Origin of the sequence: Streptomyces sp. NBC_00986, assembly GCF_045162565.1 — a bacterium.
Classification (GTDB): domain Bacteria; phylum Actinomycetota; class Actinomycetes; order Streptomycetales; family Streptomycetaceae; genus Streptomyces.
In genome coordinates, this window is sequence record NZ_CP108733.1 from 9,189,587 (window position 1) to 9,205,650 (window position 16,064).

Sequence of the window (16,064 nt, forward strand, 5' to 3'; positions counted from 1 at the left end):
CATCGTGGGGGCGCGGCGCCCGGGTGTCCCGGGAACGCTTCCCGGTCCACCCGGGAGAGGTCCCCGGCGTCGCCCGAGGGCTTCCCCTCAACTCCCGGCCGCGGGAAGGGTGATGCTCGTGGCAGCGGGGCGGCGGACCCATCGCCGGACCGATCGACAGGAACCAACGGGGGAAACACCATGCTGTCAACGAAGCGGCGCCTGACCGGCGTTGTCCTGGGATCCCTGCTCGCGCTCGGCGGCACGGCTGCGGTGCCGGCCGCGGCGCAGACACCCGCTCGGGCCGCGTGCTCCATCCCGGTCAACGAGTCCCACATCAACCAGCGTTGGAACGCGCTCGGCGGAGCCTCCGGCTGGCTGGGCTGCCCGACCAGCGGCACCAGGGACGTCTACCTGAACAACGTGTACGCCGGGAAGCGCCAGTACTTCACCTACGGCACCGCCACCTGGTCACCGCGACAGGGGTCGAACATGGTCGTCGCCGCGTGGGAGGACCGCGGCTACGCCTACTTCAACTGGGGCACGACGGCCCCGGAGCACCGCTACGACTCGTTCCTGGTCCGCTGGACGAGCGCCTCCGACCCCGGGGGGACCCAGCGGGAGTTCGGCGGCGGGACGTCCGGCCGGATCAGGGTGCTGGAGCGGAACACCGGCGCCTACGTCTTCACCGTCGAGGGCTGCGACATCGGCACCTTCGGCCACACCTGCCGGCAGGGCTGGACGCTGAAGGCGAGCACGCCCAACTGACCGTCACCTCGGGGGAAAAGGGGCTGGAGGGGTGCGCACACCGGATACGCCTACCGGGTGCCCGCCCCTCCAACTCCTCGCGTACTACAGGTACTTCTTCAACTCCCGGCGCGCCAGTGACCGTTGGTGCACCTCGTCCGGACCGTCGGCCAGCATCAGGGTGCGGGCGCTCGCGTACAGCTCGGCCAGCGGGAAGTCCTGGCTCACACCGCCCGCGCCGTGCAGCTGGATCGCGCGGTCGAGGATGCCGACGACCGTACGGGGCGTGGCGATCTTGATGGCCTGGATCTCCGCGTGGGCACCTTTGTTGCCGACGGTGTCCATCATCCAGGCCGTCTTCAGGACCAGCAGCCGCAGTTGCTCGACGGCGACGCGCGCGTCCGCGATCCAGTTGTGGACGACGCCCTGTTGGGCCAGCGCCTTGCCGAACGCGACGCGGGAGACGGCGCGTTGGCACATCAGCTCGATCGCCCGCTCGGCCATGCCGATCAGCCGCATGCAGTGGTGGATACGGCCCGGGCCGAGCCGCGCCTGGGCGATCGCGAAGCCGCCGCCCTCCTCGCCGATCAGGTTTGTCGCCGGCACGCGCGCGTGGTCGAAGACGACCTCGGCGTGGCCGCCGTGCGAGTGGTCCTCGTAGCCGAAGACCTGCATCGCGCGCTTGACCGTGACGCCCGGGGTGTCGCGCGGGACCAGGATCATGGACTGCTGGCGGCGGATGTCGGCGCCGTCCGGGTCCGTCTTGCCCATCACGATGAAGATCTTGCAGTCCGGGTTCATCGCCCCGGAGATGTACCACTTGCGGCCCGTGATGACGTAGTCGTCGCCGTCGCGCTCGATGAGTGTCGTGATGTTGGTGGCGTCCGAGGAGGCCACCTCCGGCTCCGTCATCGCGAACGCCGAGCGGATCTCACCGGCGAGCAGTGGCTCCAGCCACTGCTTCTTCTGCTGCTCGTCTCCGAACTGGTGGAGGACTTCCATGTTGCCGGTGTCCGGCGCCGCGCAGTTCAGCGCGGTGGGCGCCAAGTGCGGGGAGCGGCCGGTGATTTCGGCGAGCGGGGCGTACTGGAGGTTGGTCAGGCCGGCGCCGTACTCGGAGTCGGGGAGGAAGAGGTTCCACAGGCCCTGCCTGCGGGCTTCCGCCTTCAACTCCCCTACGACGGCCGGGGTGTCCCAGGGGGACGCGAGCTGGGCGCGCTGCTCCTCGGCTACGGGCTCGGCCGGGTAGACGTACTCGTCCATGAAGGCCAGGAGCTTGGCGCGCAGTTCCTCGGTGTGTGCGTCGTACGCGAAGTCCATGGTGGATCAGCCCTCCTGAAGGGTGGTCAGGCCGTGCTCGATGAAGACGGGAACCAGCTCGCCGATGCGGTCGAAGCCGCGGCCGACCGTCTGGCCCAGGGTGTAGCGGTAGTGGATGCCCTCCAGGATCACGGCGAGCTTGAACCACGCGAACGCCGTGTACCAGGAGACCGCCGAGACGTCGCGTCCCGAGCGGGTGGCGTACCGCTCGATCAGCTCGGCGGGTGTCGGGTGGCCGGGGGCCGAAGCGGTCGTGGAGATGGGGGAGTTGGGGAGGTCCAGCGGGATGCTGTACATCACCAGCAGGCCGAGGTCGGTGAGCGGGTCGCCGAGGGTGGACATCTCCCAGTCGAGGATCGCCTTGATCTTGTCGTCCTCGCCGATCAGGACGTTGTCGAGGCGGTAGTCGCCGTGTACGACGGCCGGGGCGGGGGAGGTGGGGAGGCGGTGGCCGAGGGCCGCGTGCAACTCCTCGACGCCTGCCAGCTCGCGGTTGCGGGAGGCGTCCAACTGCTTGCCCCAGCGGCGGAGTTGGCGGTCCAGGAAACCCTCGGGGCGGCCGAAGTCCGCGAGGCCCACCTCGGCGGGGTCCACCGCGTGCAACTCGACCAGGGTGTCGACCAGTTCGAGCACCGCGCCACGGGTGCGGTCGGGGCCGAGCGGGGCGAGGTCGTCCGCCGTGCGGTACGGGGTGCCCTCGACGAACTCCATGACGTAGAACGGGGCTCCGAGCACCTCGTCGTCCTCGCAGAGGAGGATGGGTCTCGGTACCGGCACGTTTGTCGGGTGCAGGGCGCTGATCACGCGGTGCTCGCGCTTCATGTCGTGCGCGGTGGCCAGTACATGGCCGAGCGGGGGCCGTCGTACGACCCACTTCGCGGTGCCGTCGGTGACCGCGTAGGTGAGGTTCGACCGTCCGCCCTCGATCAGCCGGCCGGACAGGGCGCCGGTCACCAGGCCGGGCTGCTCGCGGTCGAGCAGGCCGCGGAGCCGGTCGAGATCGAGTCCGGGCGGGTGGTCGGGGCTCATACATCACTCCTACGAACGGAGGAACAGGTCTCCACCCATCATGCCGACCGGTCGGTATGTCGTCCAGTGGGCGAGCGAAACGTGATCGGGGCCACGATATGCCGACAGCTCCCCGCGCCGGGCGACGGGGAGCTGTGGGTCGGTCGTTCCAGGCCGTACTCGGCCGTGGGGGGTGAGCGGGGGTGGGGGTGAGTAGGGATGAGCGGGGATGAGCTCAGTGGTCGTCCCAGTGGCCGTCGTGCAGGGCGTGGCGGTGGCCGTCGTGGACGTAGTCGACGTGGTCGCCGTGCAGCACGCTCTCGTGTCCGCAGTCCTGGCCGTGCTGGTGCGCGTGCTCCTGGTGGGCTACGTGGCCGCCGGGCTCGCACTCGTCCCAGTGGCCGCCGTGCTCGCGGTGCAGGTGGCCGTCGTGCGCGTAGTCGACGTGGTCCTCGTGCGGCACCGCGGGGTGGCCGCAGTCCGGGCCGTGCGTGTGGGTGTGGGAGGAGTGCTCCAGGTGAAGGGTGGTCATGGGGCTCACCTTCGGAAGTGCGGGCTGTGACGTCGGACAGGGTGCCATGGGAAACGCTCATATCGGGTGATCCGGGGTGTGTTCGGGCGCAGGTGTGTTGTGGGGTCGGGGTCGTGGCGGTACGGCGAGCCCGCCGCTGGTGGGGCCCCGCTGTTCGTCACCACAGTTGAACGGGTTGGTGCCGGGTACGCGGCGGGCTGCGCCGCACCGCCACGACCCGCTCCCGTCTCGTCGGCGGCCGCCGGCCGTGGTCCATCCGGCCGATTCCAGGCGCGGTTGCTGGGGTGGCGGGTGGGGCGATGCGGACGGTTTCGGGTGATGCGGCCGGGTGGCTTCCGGGCGCGGGTGCGGCTCGCGTGGCCTCTGGCCAGGGCCTGTCCGGCGGATCAGGTCGCAGGAAATCGGCGGTGCCTGATCAGTTCCGGTGAGCGGGGTGTGGTGCGTGCAGCTGCAAGGGGGAGGAGGGAGGCGACGCGGAGCGTCGGCGACCGACGACGACGCCGCTGGGGGTCCCCCACGTCTTTAAGGCAGTGGGGGAGTGCGTGCCACGCCCCGCGTCTGCGACAGGATCCGCCGGACAGGCCCTAGGCGTCTCAGTGCGCGAGTGCTGCCTTCTCGCCTGGGTGCTGTCCGGGTGTTACCCGCCTAGGCGTTGCCCTGGGCGGGTGCCGCCCATGTTCCACTCGCCTCTACGCCCCAGCACACGAGCCCCGTTCGCACAGTTCCCGCTCCGCTCCTCAGTACACAAGGACCGCCGCGCACACCGCCACGGCCACCGTGCACAGCACCGCCGCGCTGGCGTGGCGTGGGGCCAGGGTCGGGGGGATGCCGCCGGAGGCGAGGGTGCGGATGCGGTGGTGGGCCACGGTGAGGAAGCCGAGCCACAGGGTGCAGCAGAGGGCGCAGATGATGACGCCCTCGGTCCGGACGCCGCCGTGCAGGGTGGCCTTCACCGCCAGGACGGCGGCCACCGTGCTCGACAGGGTCGTGCGGCGCCAGGCCAGGCGGGTGCGTTCGGGCTGGAGGCCCGGGTCGCGGTCCGGGGTCGGGGGGCGGGTCATCCGGCCCAGCCCGCCAGGACTACGACGACCATCGCCACGGCCACGATCGCCACGGCGATGCCCAGCAGTGCAGGGAAGCGGGAGACCGGCAGATCCTCGCCCCGGCGCATCGCCCGCTCGCAGCGCACCCAGTGGTTGACCGCGCGGAGGGAGCACAGGACGCCGGCCGCGAGGAGGGCGAGGGCCAGGCCGACTCGCCAGGCCCAGCGCAGGTGGGGCAGGAACTGGTCCACCGCGAAGCCGCCGCCGATCAGCGCCAGCGCGGTGCGCAGCCAGGCCAGGAAGGTGCGTTCGTTGGCGAGTGAGAAGCGGTAGTCGGGGGTGGCGCCCTCCTCGCTGATCTCCTGAGGCGCGAACCACAGCCGGACGTTCCGTGCAAAATCGATCACGGGCAGGACCCTATCCGGCCGTTTCTTCCCGGTGCCCCTTGAGTCGGGCATAGGCCGCCACGCCGTCCGGCACCCATTCCCAGTCGTTCAGCCGCCGTTCGATCTCCGCCTCCGCCAGGAAGTCGTGCCACGCGACCTCCTCGACTTGTGGGCTGACCGGCACGTCGCAGCGCACCTCGTACACCGCCGACCACCAGGTCCGGCCGGCGCCGCCGTCGTACAGGAACTTGAAGAGGAAGGTGGGGCGGGGCAAGCCCGATACCCCTAGTTCCTCCTCGGCCTCGCGCAGCGCCGCGTCGTCGTAGGACTCGCCCGCGCCGACCACTCCGCCGACGAACATGTCGTAGAGGGAGGGGAAGACGAGTTTGGTGGGGGTGCGGCGGTGGACGAAGATGCGGTCGTGTGCGTCGCGGGTCTGGATGAAGACCGCTCGGTGGCGTAGGCCCTGTGCGTATGCCTCGCCTCGGGGGGACTGGCCGATGACCCGGTCGTGTTCGTCGACGATGTCGAGGATTTCGTCAGCTGGGTTCATGCCCTCATCAAAACAGGGGGCGGGTGTGGTGGTCAGTGCGGCTGTAGGGCCGGGGCCGGCTTCGGCTTTGTCGTGCCGCGTGGCATCGCGGGGTGCATGCCGAGGAGCAGGATGCCTACGACGATTCCGGCGAGGCCCACCGCCTCCCAGGCCAGTGCTCCGGTGTCGGCGCGGAGCCTGTCGCCCAGGAAGCCCACGCCGCAGATGATCCCGGCGAGTGGCTGGGCCGCGGTGAGGGCGGGCAGGGACATGCGCAGGGGGGCCGTCTCGAAGGCGCTCTGTACGAGGACCAGGCCGGTCACGCCGAGCGCGAGCACGCCGTACGGCTGCCAGCCCGTGAGGAGTTCGGTGAGGCCGCCCTCGGTGAAGCGCTGGCCGCTGACGCGGGTGAGCGCGTCCTGGACGCCGTAGAGGAGGCCGGCGGCCAGGGCCAGGAGGACCGGGCCCGAGCTGAGGCGGGAGCGTTTGGCGTACGTCGTGAGGAGGAGGGCGAGGCCCACCATGACGCCGATGATCAGCCAGTGGCGGAACGGGTCGGTGACGGCTGTGCCGCTGCGTGGTTCGCCCGCGACGATGAACGTCGTGACGCCGCCCGCGAGGAGCGCGAGGCCCGCCCAGCCCTGGCGGCCCAGGGGTTGTCGGGTCTGCTTGCGGGAGAGGGTCAGGGCGAAGAGGAGGTTCGTCGCGAGGAGGGGTTCCACGAGGGAGACCTCGCCCTTGCTGAGCGCTATCGCGCCCAGGACCATGCCCGCGATCATCAGGCCGATGCCGCCGAGCCAGCGCGGCACCCGCATCAGGTCGAGGAGCAGTCTGGGGGAGAGGAAGTCGCTCAGGGGTGCCTGCTGGGCCACGTTCTGCTGGAGCACGAACCCGAAGCCGAGGCAACAGGCCGCACTCACGGCGAGCATCAGAACCAGAAGGGACACGCTGCGTACCTCGATCGTCAGGCCGGGCTACGGGATGCGTTTGGGCGACTGTAGCGCCCCAGGGCCCGGCTTGCCCCTGGGAGTACCCGGAAGCGGGCGGTTGCTCCGGTCACGATGCTCTGACGACCGTGGGCACGATCGGAGGCTGCGGCGGGACCGTGCTCCCATCGTCCGCCGCCGCGCGCCCGAGCGCCATGGCCTACGCCACACCGGTGACCCGCGAACGGTTGGCAGCGTACCGTCCCGGGTAGGGGATCGAGCCACAAGTGCCCCATCTGTAACGGAAGTTGACAGGTGTAACAACGGTACGGCACTTGACGTGAAGTATTGGTGGAGGGTTTGCTGTGCGTGATCGGCCGATGGCAGGCCGATGTCCCGCAGCGTCGCGTGAGGATCGTGAGGAATACCCGGGTGTCCCCACCCCCGCCACCCCTCGGACGCCGTCACAAGCGCGCCTCCCAGGCCTTCGACGCCGCGCTCGACGATGCTCAACTCGTCGCCGCGCGGGCCGCGTTGGCCCAGGGGCGCTGGCAGGCGGCGCGCGGCCTGCTCGCCCAGACGGGCGACGACTGGGACGCCCGCGCCCACCGGGTCACCGTCCTCGCCCGGGAGTCCTACACCGCCGCCTGGGCCCGCGACTGGCTGCTGGCCGAACCCGAGTCCGGTGACGCCTCCGTCCTGCTCGCCCTGGCCCTGGTCCAGCGCACGCTGGCGGGCAAGGAGAAGCCGGCCCGTGCCCGCGAGGCCTGCCGTACGGCGTCGGCCCGGCTGCCCGACGATCCGACACCGTGGCTCGGACTGCTCCTTCTGGAGCACACCCTCGGCACCGACGAGGGTGTGGTCGAGCTCTTCGACGAGGTCCGCCACCGGTACCCCGACCATCACCACGCGCACCATCTGATGGTGGCCCGGCTCGCGGAACGCCGCGCCGACGCGGGTGTCGACCCGCTGCACGAGGTCTACGACTTCGCCTACTGGGCCGCCGAACAGGCCCCCGCCGACTCCCCGCTCGCCATCCTGCCGGTCGTCGCGCACGCCGAGCGCTACCGCGTACTGGCCGCCGCCGGCCTGGAACCCGCCGACCCGGCCGCCTCCGGACACTGGACCGGACGCCGGGCCCGGCAGGTCATGAAGGCCGCCTTCGACTGGTGGCTGGAGTGGGAGCACGAAGGTCATCCGCGCCGCTTGGTCGACCTCAACTTCCTTGCCCACGCGAAGTGTTGCGAGGGCCGGAGTGCCGAGGCCGCCGCCCTGTTCCACCGCATCGGGGAGCACCCGACCCCGGCCCCGTGGTCCTACCCGGACCGCGACCCGCTCACCGCCTTCCGTGCCGCCCGCGACAGCGCGCTCGGGACGTCGTAACGCCCCCGTACCAACGATTCGGCAGCGATGAAACGCACCCGTAGCAACGCTGCCGTAGCGAAGCAACGCGACCGTAGCAACGCCCCCGTAGCGACCCGAAAGGACGTTCCCGCCATGACGACGGGCAGTTCCAGAACGAGCAGCGCCACCTCTGACGGCGGAGGTAGCAGCAGCGGTATCAGCACCTTCAGGGGGCAGGAGCGCGCCCTGCGCGCCGACCGCCTCGGCACCGGGGGGCTGCTGCTCTCGGTGCTCGCCGCGACCGCGCCCCTCATGGTGGTCGCGGGTGTCATGCCCACCACATTTGCAGTGATGGGCATCGAAGGGCAGCCCCTGCTCTTCGTGCTCCTCGGTGTCGTCCTCGTCCTCTTCAGCGTCGGCTACGCCGAGATGAGCCGGCACGTCCACAACGCGGGCGCCTTCTACGCGTACATCTCCCGCGGCCTCGGCGGCACCGCGGGCGCGAGCGCGGCCCTGGTGGCCCTCGTCGCGTACAACGCCCTCCAGGTCGGCATCTACGGCATCTTCGGCTTCGAGGTCTCCGGGCTGTTCTCCACCTACGCCCATCTCCAAGTGGCCTGGTGGATACCGGCGTTGGTGGCCGTGCTCGTCGTGGGCGCGCTCGGCTGGCTGAAGATCGACGTCAACGCGCGCGTGCTCGGCGTCCTGCTGATCATCGAGGTCGCGCTCGTCGTCATCTTCGACATCGCGGCCGTAGCGGATCCCGCCAAGGAGGGCCTGTCCCTGCACGCCTTCAACCCGGACACCCTCAGCGGCGCAGGCGTCGGCACCGCCCTGTGCTTCTGCATCGCCGCGTTCCTCGGCTTCGAACAGGCCCCGGTCTACGCCGAGGAGACCAGCCGCCCGCACATCCTGGTGCCGCGCGTGATGTTCCTCGCCGTCGGCGGCGTCGCCGTGTTCTTCGCGCTCAGCTGCTGGGCGCTCACCGTCGCCGCAGGGCCCTCGCAGATCGTCGGCGTCTCCCAGAAGCAGAGCGCCGGCCTGCTCTTCTATCTCACCGAGTCGCGGCTCGGCGGCACCTTCACCGACGTGCTCCACGTCCTGTTCGTCACCGGCATGTTCGCGGCGATGCTCAGCTTCCACAACGTCGTCGCCCGCTACGCCTTCGCCATGGGCCGCGAGGGTCTGCTGCCGTCCGCGTTCGGCCGTACGACGGGTTCGAGCGGCGCCCCCGGCACCGGCTCGCTGCTCCAGACCGCCGTGTCCGCGGTGATCGTGATCGCCTTCGCGATCGCCGACGACAAGCCCACCGGCGACCCCACCGAACCCGTCCTGCACCTGTTCACCTGGTTCGGGAACATCGGCGCCCTCGGCGTGATCCTGCTGATGGCCGCCGCCTCCCTCTCGGTGATCGTCTTCTTCGCCCGCCGCGGCTCCGCCGGCGCCCAGGCCTGGCGGCTGGTCACCTCCGCGCTCGCGGGCATCGCCCTCGTCGTCATCGCCGTCTACACGGTCAAGGACTTCGACGTCCTGGTCGGCGCGGGCCCCGGCTCGTCCCTGAGCTGGATCCTGCCCGGCATCGTCGTCCTGGCCATGCTCGTCGGCCTGGCCCAGGGTCTGTTCCTGCGCGCCCGCAACCCCGAGGCGCACGCCCGCATCGGGCTCGGCAACGAGGCGTTCCAGCTGGAGAAGGCGGCGGGCGAGACGTCGTAGCGCGTCCACGTTCTTCGGGCGGCTCTCTGAGAAGCACGTAAGAAGTGGTTACGGAAGTCTGACGGGCACCCGCTATCCCTGGCCGCGCCGGGGTCGCGGGTGTTCGAATGACTGCGTGAAACCTGAACCGACCGAGCCTGATCCACCCGAGGAGAAGGCGGCGGGCCGGCCGCTCGGTCGCCGGGTCCTCCTGGGCACTCTCGGCCTGGGCGCCCTCGGCGTCGTCACCGCGCCCGCGCTGCAGAAAGGCATGGAGGGCTTCCTCGGTGCCGTCTCCGGCAAGGACCCCACCGGGCTGACCGGACTGCTCCCGAACGGCGGCGGCTTCCGCTACTACTCGGTCACCGCGTCCGTCCCGAACAAGAACGCCGAGAACTACCGGCTGACCGTCGACGGCCTGGTAGACAAGCCGGCGTCCTACACCCTGGCCGACCTGCGCGCGCTGCCGCAGACCAGGCTGGTCAAGGACGTCCAGTGCGTCACCGGCTGGCGGGTCCCCGGGACCCCCTTCGAGGGGGTGCGCCTGTCCCGGCTCCTGGACGCGGCGGGAGTGCGCGCAAAGGCCGGGGCGGTGCGCTTCACCTGCTTCGACGGCGCCTACACGGAGAGCCTGACCATCGAGCAGGCCCGGCGCTCGGACATCCTGGTTGCGCTGCGCATGCAGGACAAGCCCCTGGGCCACGACCACGGCGGCCCGGTCCGGCTGTACGTCGCCCCCATGTACTTCTACAAGTCCGCCAAGTGGCTCTCCGGCATCACGGTCACCGAGCATGTGAAGCCCGGCTACTGGGAGGATCGGGGCTACGACGTCGACGCCTGGGTCGGCAAGTCGAACGGACGCGACGATGACCCTACGAGCTGAAGCCCACGCCCCGCAGACGGAGCCGTCGGCCCGCGTCCGCCGCTTCGGCCGCGCCGAACGCTGGGTGCACCGGACCACGGCCGCGCTGATGGGCATCTGCGTGGCCACGGCGGCCTGCCTGTACCTTCCGACGTTCGCCGAGCTGGTCGGCCGCCGTGACCTGGTCGTCCGTATCCACGAGTGCGCCGGACTCGCCCTCCCCGTGCCCGTCCTGATCGGCCTGGTCTCCCGCGGTTTCCGCGTCAACCTCGGCTTCCTCAACCGCTTCGGCCCGCACGACCGGGTCTGGCTGCGCGGCGCCCTGATGCGCGACAAACGCCGGTCGGCGCGCCCGGCGGGCAAGTTCAACGCCGGCCAGAAGATCTACGCCAACTGGATCGCCGGCGCCACCCTGGTGATGCTCGGCACCGGCCTGATGATGTGGTTCACCCACCTCACCCCGATCATGTGGCGCACCAGCGCGACCTTCGTCCACGACTGGCTCGCCCTGACGATGGGCATCGTCCTCGGCGGTCACATCGGCATGGCGCTGGGCGACCCGGAGGCCAGGGCGGGACTGCGCACCGGGTCGGTGAGCCGGGACTGGGCCAAGCGCGAACACCCGCTCTGGAAGCCGTAGTCGAAGCCTTGGGCTGACGTGCCGGTCGGCTTGCTCAGCCTCCGAAGTCCAGCAGCACCTTGCACGACCGGCTCCGGTCGGCCGCCAGCGCGAACGCCGACTCCGCCTCCCGCACCGGCACCACCGCACTGACCAGAGCGTCGAACGCGGGCTCCACGGCCAGGAGTTGAAGAGCGTCGTTGAACTCCGTGTCGAAACGGAACGCACCCCGCAGCTCGATCTCCCTGCTGACGACCAGGTTCCCGGCGAACGGACTCTGCCCCGGCGGCAGCATCCCGAGCTGCACGACGACCCCGCCCCGCCGCACGAGCCGCAGACAGGTGTCGAGCCCGGCCGCCACCCCGGACGCCTCGACGGCGACGTCCACCTCGGAGGGCCACCCGGAATCGTCCAGGTCATCGGCCCGTACGACGGTGTCGGCACCGGCCGCCGTGGCGTATCGAAGTGCCGCCGGGAGCAGGTCCGTTACCGTCACGTGGGCCGCGCCCGCCGCCTTCGCTGCCGCGACGACCAGGCAGCCGATCGGGCCCGCGCCGGTGACCAGCACATGGCGTCCCCGTACGTCCCCGGCGCGTCGTACGGCGTGAAGTGCGACGGAGAGCGGTTCGGCGAGGGCGGCCCGGCGCAGCTCCAGGCCCGCCGGGACAGCCCTCAACTGCTCGGCGGGGACGGTGACTTGGGCCGCGAATCCGCCCTGTACGTGCGGGAAGCGGGCCGCGCTGCCCAGGTACGCGGTGTCCCGGCACACGTTGCGGCGACCGTCCACGCACTCGGGGCACACCCCGCACGGAGTGGCCGGGTGCACGGCAACCGCCGTACCGGGGACGGGACCTGTGGCTCCGGGGCCGTAGGAGACGACCGTGCCGACGACCTCGTGGCCGAGGAGCATCGGTTCCTTGAGGCGGAAGTCGCCTACTCCGCCGTGGCGCCAGTAGTGGAGGTCGGAGCCGCAGACGCCGCCGTAGCGGACGGCGACCAGGGCCTGGCCGGGGCCGGGCTCCGGGACCGTCAACTCGTCGACCCGCAGGTCGTCCTGACCATGAATCACACAACCCAGCATGTCTGGACTCCCGTTCTCTACAGCACGCTCGTCATGCCGCCGTCGACGTAAAGGATCTGTCCGCTCACGAAGTCCGCGGCGGGCGACGCCAGGAACAGCACCCCGCCCACCAGGTCCTCCGTACGACCCCAGCGGCCGGCCGGGGTCCGCTTGCGCACCCAGGCGCTGAACTCCTCGTCCTGGACGAGGGGTTGGGTGAGTTCCGTCTCGATGTAGCCGGGGCCCAGGCCGTTGACCTGCACGCCGCTCGGGCCCCAGTCCGCGCACATGCCCTTGGTGAGCATCTTCAGGGCGCCCTTGGTGGCCGCGTACGGCGCGATGCCGGGGCGGACCACCTCGCTCTGCAGCGAGCAGATGTTGATGATCTTCCCGTGGCCGCGTTCCGTCATCCGGCGGGCCGCCTCGCGGCCGACCAGGAACGCGCTGGTGAGGTTGGTGTCGATGATGCGGTGCCAGTCGGAGTCGGTGAACTCCAGGAGCGGGGCGCGCAGTTGCATGCCCGCGTTGTTGACGAGGATGTCGAGCGGGCCGACCCGGTCCTCAACGTCCGCGATTCCAGCGGCTACTGACGGACCGTCGGTCACGTCGAAGGCCGCCGTGTGGACGTCGCCGGAGAGTTCGGCGGCGGCCTTGGTGAGGCGTTCGCCGTCCCGGCCGTTCAGGACGACCGTGCAGCCGGCCTCCAACAGGCCCTGGGCGAGGGCGAGTCCGATGCCCCGGCTGGAACCGGTGACCAGGGCCGTGCGGCCGCTGATGTCGAAGAGAGGATGACTCATTCCCGTACCCCTAGATGATCAGCGAGAGGAGGAGGACCAGTCCGCCGGCGACGACCGAGATGATCGTCTCCATGACGGACCAGGTCTTGAGGGTCTGGCCGACGCTCAGGCCGAAGTACTCCTTCACCAGCCAGAAACCGGCGTCGTTGACATGGCTGAAGAAGACCGAGCCCGCGCCGATCGCCAGCACGAGCAGGGCGGTGTGGGCCGTCGACATGTCGGCGGCCAGCGGGGCGACCAGACCGGCCGCCGAGATCGTGGCCACCGTCGCCGAACCGGTCGCCAGCCGGATCGCCACCGCGATCAGCCAGGCCAGCAGCAGCGCCGGGATCGACCAGTCCTTGGAGATGTCCAGGATCATCTGGCCGACACCGGAGTCGATCAGCGTCTGCTTGAAGCCGCCACCCGCGCCGACGATGAGCAGGATGCCCGCGATCGGCATCAGGCCCTTCTCGACGGTCGTGGAGAGGCGGTCCTTGGTGAACCCGGCCGGCCGGCCCAGCGTGAACATGCCGACGATGACGGCCGCGAGCAGCGCGATCAGCGGCGAACCGATCACGTCGAAGACGCGCTGCACGGTGTGCTCGGGGTCGTCGATGATGATGTCGACCAGCGCCTTGGAGAGCATCAGGACGACCGGCAGCAGGATCGTGGCGAGGGTCGCGCCGAAGCCGGGACGGTTCTTCACGTCCTCGGACGGGCGGGCCGGGAGCATCCGCTCGGGTGCCTGGACGTCCACCCAGCGGGCGGCGACCTTCGAGAACAGCGGCCCCGCGATGATGACGGTCGGGATGGCGACGAGGACACCCAGCGCGAGGGTCAGACCGAGGTTGGCCTTGACCGCGTCGACGGCGACCAGCGGGCCGGGGTGCGGCGGGATCAGCGCGTGCATGACCGACAGGCCGGCCAGCGCCGGGACGCCGATGCGCATGAGCGAGTAGTTGCCGCGCTTGGCGACCATCAGCACGACCGGGATCAGCAGCACGATGCCGACCTCGAAGAACAGCGGCAGCCCGATCACGGAGGCGATCAGGACCATCGCCCACGGCATCGACCGGGGACTCGCCTTCGCGAGGATCGTGTCGACGATCTGGTCCGCGCCGCCCGAGTCGGCGAGCAGCTTGCCGAGGATCGCGCCCAGCGCGATCAGCACGCCCACACCGGCGACGGTGGAGCCGAGCCCGGTGCTGAAGCTGGTGATGACCTTGTCCAGCGGCGCCCCGGCGAACGCGCCGAGCGCGAGCGAGCCGATGGTCAGCGCCAGGAAGGCGTGCATCTTGAACTTGGTGATGAGCAGGACGATGACGGCGATGCCCGCCAGTACGGCGATGCCCAGCTGAGCGTGGCCGGCCGAGGTGATGGGCTCGACGGGGTCCGCTGCCAGCATCTCGACGCTGAGTCTGGTCACGGTGGATTCCTTGCGGATACGGGGAGTTGGGGGTGACAGGCGGTACTAGGAGGTCGGCTCGGGGACCTGTTCGAGCGCGGTCGTGGCCCGCTCGGCGATCTGCTCCGGGCTGCCGGTGACGTCCACGGCGACGCCCGCCTCGTCCGCCTCCAGCGGCTGGAGCGTGGCGAACTGCGAGTCGAGCAGCGCGGTCGGCATGAAGTGCCCGTGCCGGTGCGCCATCCGGTCCTCGATGAGCGCGCGGTCACCGGTGAGGTGCACGAAGACGACCCCGGGGGCGGCGGCGCGCAGCCGGTCACGGTACGACCGCTTCAGGGCCGAGCTGCTGACGACCCCGCCGAGCCCCGCGCGCCCGTGTGCCCAGTCGCCGATGGCGTCCAGCCACGGCCACCTGTCCTCGTCGGTCAGCGGGTGCCCGGCCGACATCTTGGCGATGTTGGCCTGCGGGTGGAAGTCGTCGCCCTCGGCGTACGGAACGCCGAGCCGGGCCGCGAGCAGGGGACCGATGGTGGTCTTCCCGGTGCCCGCTACGCCCATGACGACGACGACATGGGGGGTACGCATCGCTGCCTCACTGTCTCCGTCGACACCTGATGTCGATCCCACTGAAACCGATTAGGTACGACGAATTCAAGAGTCTGTGACATATAAGTCTGACTTTTTGGTTCCGTGATGCGACCCGTACGCTGAGTGCATGACCACTCCGGGCCGCGGCTTGCACGGCCGTGTACTCGACTCCCTCGGCCCCGCCATCACCGCGGGCGACTACCCGCCGGGCAGTGTCCTGCGCACGGACGAGCTCGCCAAGGACTTCGAGGTCTCCCGCTCCGTGATGCGCGAGGCCGTCCGCGTCCTCGAATCCATGCACCTGGTCGAGTCCCGCCGCCGCGTGGGCGTGACGGTCCGCCCCAAGGCCGAGTGGAATGTCTACGACCCACAGGTCATCCGCTGGCGCCTGGCCGGCGCCGACCGCCCCCAGCAACTGCGCTCACTCACGGTCCTGCGCTCCGCCGTGGAACCGATCGCCGCGGGCCTCGCCGCCAAGTTCGCCACGGCGGAGCAGTGCGCGGAACTCACCGAGTGCGCGATCGGCATGGTCGCGAACTCACGTGGCCACAAACTGGAGGCCTACCTCGTCCACGACGTGGCCTTCCACCGCGTGATCCTCACCGCCTCGGGCAACGAGATGTTCGCCCGCCTCGGCGACGTCGTCACCGAGGTCCTCGCCGGCCGCACCCACCACGAGGTCATGTTCGAGGACCCCGACCCGGCGGCGGTGACCTTGCACGTACAGGTCGCGGAGGCGGTCCGCGAGGGCGACGCCCTCCGAGCGGAGACCCTGACCCGCGAGATCACGGTGGGCGCGCTTCAGGAACTGGACATCCTGGCGCCGTAGTTGTTCTGGGGGCTGTAGCTGTCCCTAGTCCAGGAACTCCCCGTCGAGGTACACCCACGCCCCGTCGACCCGCTCGAACCGGCTCCGTTCATGGATCGCACCGCCCTGGTACGAGGCCCGGAACGTCACGGTCCCCGCGGAGTGGAACGCCGACCCGCCACCCGTGTCGATGATCTCCAACCCCGTCCACCGCATCCCCGGATCGAGTTCGAGGGGAGCGGCGGGACGCGTCCGAGGGTGCCAGGTGCGCAGCAGGTAGGGCGCGTCGAGCCGTACGAAGGCGCTGTAGCGGGAGCGCATCAGGGCCTCGGCGGTGGGGGCGGGGGTGGGGCCTGAGTGGTAGCGGCCGCAGCAGTTGTCGTAGGGCTGGGGGAGGCCGCAGGGGCAGTTGGTGCGTGGGGTCATGGGCACAT

18 protein-coding genes are annotated in these 16,064 nt (G+C 70.5%); 6 read left to right on the forward strand and 12 right to left on the reverse strand.

The window, feature by feature from the left end; genetic code table 11:
• Positions 1–180 precede the first annotated feature (180 nt).
• On the forward strand, positions 181–747 hold the full coding sequence (locus OG504_RS41290) for an LGFP repeat-containing protein (protein ID WP_405994360.1): 567 nt from the start codon (positions 181–183) through the stop codon (positions 745–747).
• A gap of 84 nt (positions 748–831) precedes the next feature.
• On the opposite strand, the gene OG504_RS41295 is transcribed toward OG504_RS41290, so the two are convergent.
• The 7 genes from OG504_RS41295 to OG504_RS41325 form a co-directional block, all read right to left on the reverse strand.
• On the reverse strand, positions 832–2,046 hold the full coding sequence (locus tag OG504_RS41295; protein WP_405994361.1) for an acyl-CoA dehydrogenase: 1,215 nt from the start codon (positions 2,044–2,046) through the stop codon (positions 832–834).
• Positions 2,047–2,052: 6 nt separating this feature from the next.
• On the reverse strand, positions 2,053–3,075 hold the full coding sequence (locus tag OG504_RS41300; RefSeq protein ID WP_405994362.1) for a phosphotransferase family protein: 1,023 nt from the start codon (positions 3,073–3,075) through the stop codon (positions 2,053–2,055).
• Between the two features lie 214 nt (positions 3,076–3,289).
• Positions 3,290–3,586, reverse strand: coding sequence for a hypothetical protein (locus OG504_RS41305; RefSeq protein ID WP_405994363.1), 297 nt, complete (start codon positions 3,584–3,586; stop codon positions 3,290–3,292).
• Positions 3,587–4,323: 737 nt separating this feature from the next.
• Positions 4,324–4,647: a DUF202 domain-containing protein gene (locus OG504_RS41310; protein WP_405994364.1), complete on the reverse strand. Its 324-nt coding sequence runs from the start codon at positions 4,645–4,647 to the stop codon at positions 4,324–4,326.
• Positions 4,644–5,036, reverse strand: coding sequence for a YidH family protein (locus OG504_RS41315; protein ID WP_033283675.1), 393 nt, complete (start codon positions 5,034–5,036; stop codon positions 4,644–4,646). Before OG504_RS41315 ends, OG504_RS41310 begins: the two co-directional genes overlap by 4 nt.
• 10 nt (positions 5,037–5,046) lie before the next feature.
• The gene (locus OG504_RS41320) at positions 5,047–5,568 is read right to left on the reverse strand and encodes an NUDIX hydrolase (protein ID WP_405994365.1); all 522 of its coding nucleotides are present in this window, start codon (positions 5,566–5,568) and stop codon (positions 5,047–5,049) included.
• A 32-nt stretch (positions 5,569–5,600) separates the two neighbouring features.
• A complete protein-coding gene (locus OG504_RS41325) occupies positions 5,601–6,494 on the reverse strand; it encodes a DMT family transporter (protein WP_405994366.1) in 894 nt (297 codons plus the stop codon).
• A 411-nt stretch (positions 6,495–6,905) separates the two neighbouring features.
• Here OG504_RS41325 and OG504_RS41330 point away from each other — a divergent pair, with 411 nt between their 5' ends.
• The 4 genes from OG504_RS41330 to OG504_RS41345 all read left to right on the forward strand — a co-directional run bounded on the left by OG504_RS41330 (position 6,906) and on the right by OG504_RS41345 (position 11,011).
• Positions 6,906–7,856, forward strand: coding sequence for a hypothetical protein (locus OG504_RS41330; protein WP_405994367.1), 951 nt, complete (start codon positions 6,906–6,908; stop codon positions 7,854–7,856).
• A 114-nt stretch (positions 7,857–7,970) separates the two neighbouring features.
• Positions 7,971–9,530, forward strand: coding sequence for an APC family permease (locus OG504_RS41335; protein ID WP_405994368.1), 1,560 nt, complete (start codon positions 7,971–7,973; stop codon positions 9,528–9,530).
• Positions 9,531–9,645: 115 nt separating this feature from the next.
• Positions 9,646–10,392: a molybdopterin-dependent oxidoreductase gene (locus tag OG504_RS41340; protein ID WP_405994369.1), complete on the forward strand. Its 747-nt coding sequence runs from the start codon at positions 9,646–9,648 to the stop codon at positions 10,390–10,392.
• Positions 10,376–11,011, forward strand: a complete 636-nt coding sequence (locus OG504_RS41345; RefSeq protein WP_405994370.1) for a cytochrome b/b6 domain-containing protein — start codon at positions 10,376–10,378, stop codon at positions 11,009–11,011. The genes OG504_RS41340 and OG504_RS41345 overlap by 17 nt, the downstream gene beginning before the upstream one ends.
• Positions 11,012–11,045: 34 nt before the next feature.
• Here OG504_RS41345 and OG504_RS41350 read toward each other — a convergent pair whose 3' ends face one another.
• Genes OG504_RS41350 through OG504_RS41365 form a run of 4 tightly spaced genes read right to left on the reverse strand, consistent with a single transcriptional unit; the run spans position 11,046 to position 14,819 of the window.
• On the reverse strand, positions 11,046–12,071 hold the full coding sequence (locus OG504_RS41350; RefSeq protein ID WP_405994371.1) for an L-idonate 5-dehydrogenase: 1,026 nt from the start codon (positions 12,069–12,071) through the stop codon (positions 11,046–11,048).
• 17 nt (positions 12,072–12,088) lie between these two features.
• A complete protein-coding gene (locus OG504_RS41355; protein ID WP_033283683.1) occupies positions 12,089–12,847 on the reverse strand; it encodes an SDR family oxidoreductase in 759 nt (252 codons plus the stop codon).
• A 10-nt stretch (positions 12,848–12,857) separates the two neighbouring features.
• On the reverse strand, positions 12,858–14,255 hold the full coding sequence (locus OG504_RS41360) for a gluconate:H+ symporter (protein ID WP_405994372.1): 1,398 nt from the start codon (positions 14,253–14,255) through the stop codon (positions 12,858–12,860).
• A gap of 45 nt (positions 14,256–14,300) precedes the next feature.
• Positions 14,301–14,819, reverse strand: coding sequence for a gluconokinase (locus tag OG504_RS41365; protein ID WP_405994373.1), 519 nt, complete (start codon positions 14,817–14,819; stop codon positions 14,301–14,303).
• Between the two features lie 130 nt (positions 14,820–14,949).
• Here OG504_RS41365 and OG504_RS41370 point away from each other — a divergent pair, with 130 nt between their 5' ends.
• Positions 14,950–15,651 (forward strand): FadR/GntR family transcriptional regulator, encoded by a 702-nt coding sequence (locus OG504_RS41370; protein WP_405994374.1) that lies wholly within the window; start codon positions 14,950–14,952, stop codon positions 15,649–15,651.
• Positions 15,652–15,675: 24 nt separating this feature from the next.
• On the opposite strand, the gene OG504_RS41375 is transcribed toward OG504_RS41370, so the two are convergent.
• On the reverse strand, positions 15,676–16,056 hold the full coding sequence (locus OG504_RS41375) for a YchJ family protein (RefSeq protein WP_405994375.1): 381 nt from the start codon (positions 16,054–16,056) through the stop codon (positions 15,676–15,678).
• Between the last annotated feature and the right edge of the window lie 8 nt (positions 16,057–16,064).